This is a genomic window from Roseiconus nitratireducens (genome assembly GCF_008629675.1).
GTDB classification, from domain to species: domain Bacteria; phylum Planctomycetota; class Planctomycetia; order Pirellulales; family Pirellulaceae; genus Stieleria; species Stieleria nitratireducens.
Window position 1 is genome coordinate 1 of the sequence record NZ_VWOX01000065.1, and the last position, 1,112, is coordinate 1,112.

Consider the following 1,112-nt stretch of genomic DNA (forward strand, 5'->3'; position numbering starts at 1 on the left):
GCCCTGCAATTGGGCGACTTCTCGCTGTCGGGTTCGAACCTGTACTTGGACGGCACGCTGACGACCGCCGAGCTGGATTCGTTGAATCTCGATAGCGTCTTGCTGATCGTCCGTGGGACGTTGGACAACCGCGGCGAAACGCTCGAGATCGGTCCGGGCACTCCGATCCGCCGCTTGGACATTGATGGTGGGACCATTCGTGGCGGAGTGATCGACGGCCAGAAAGATGGCCGGTGGGATACAGGCCAGTTCGGTGGCGGAGCAACGCTTGATTCGGCCCGCTACCTGTCACTCCCGGAAAGGAACTTCGATTTCACCGAAGGATTCACCTGGGAAGGCTGGGTTCATCCAACTTCGGTCGGATACTACCAGCGATTGTTCGACTTTGGGAACGGCCCCGCGGACGACAATTTCTTTTTGAACCGCTACAGCACGACCAATGATCTGGAGTTTTACAACAACGGCAGTCGCCTGTTGCGTGTTTCCAATGCCCTCTCGCTCAACGAGTGGCAGCATTTCGCGGTGACGATCACGCCCGGTGGCGATCTGAAGCTGTTCAAGAACGGAACCGAGATCGGAAGCACCACCATCACCGTTCCTTCCAACGGCGTTCGCAGCCGCAACTACTTCGGCCACAGCCAGTACGTCAACGATGCCAACTTTTACGGGACAATTGACGATTATCGACTCTGGTCGGTCGCCCGGACGCCGGCGGAGATTGCAGCCAACTACAACCAGATGTTGACGGGTTCCGAAGCCGGCTTGATCGGCTACTGGCAGTTTGAAGAAACCGCCGGATTGGTTGCGGCCAACGAGGTCGCCGGTGGCGATGCGGCAACCTGGCAAGGCGTGCCTGATCTGATCCAGGTCAGCAACAACGGTTCGAACCGGCTGGATGGGGTGCGGTTGGACACGGAGATTTCGTTGGAAGGCTATCGAGATTTCCTCCGCATCGACAACGGATTGGAACTCAATTCGACGATGACCGTGGGACGTCAATCGCGCGTCTACTTCCGCGGGGATCAGTCGGTGTCGGGATCCGGCGATGTGCTGATTTCGCCTGACCACACGGATTCCTCCTACGCCCAGGGGCTGTTCCTGGAGCAGGCCTA

1 protein-coding gene is annotated in these 1,112 nt (G+C 58.5%); it reads left to right on the forward strand.

Features of this window, described 5'->3' with window-relative positions:
* Positions 1 to 1,112: LamG domain-containing protein (locus tag FYK55_RS28710; RefSeq protein ID WP_161604831.1), on the forward strand; the 1,112-nt coding region annotated here is incomplete at both ends.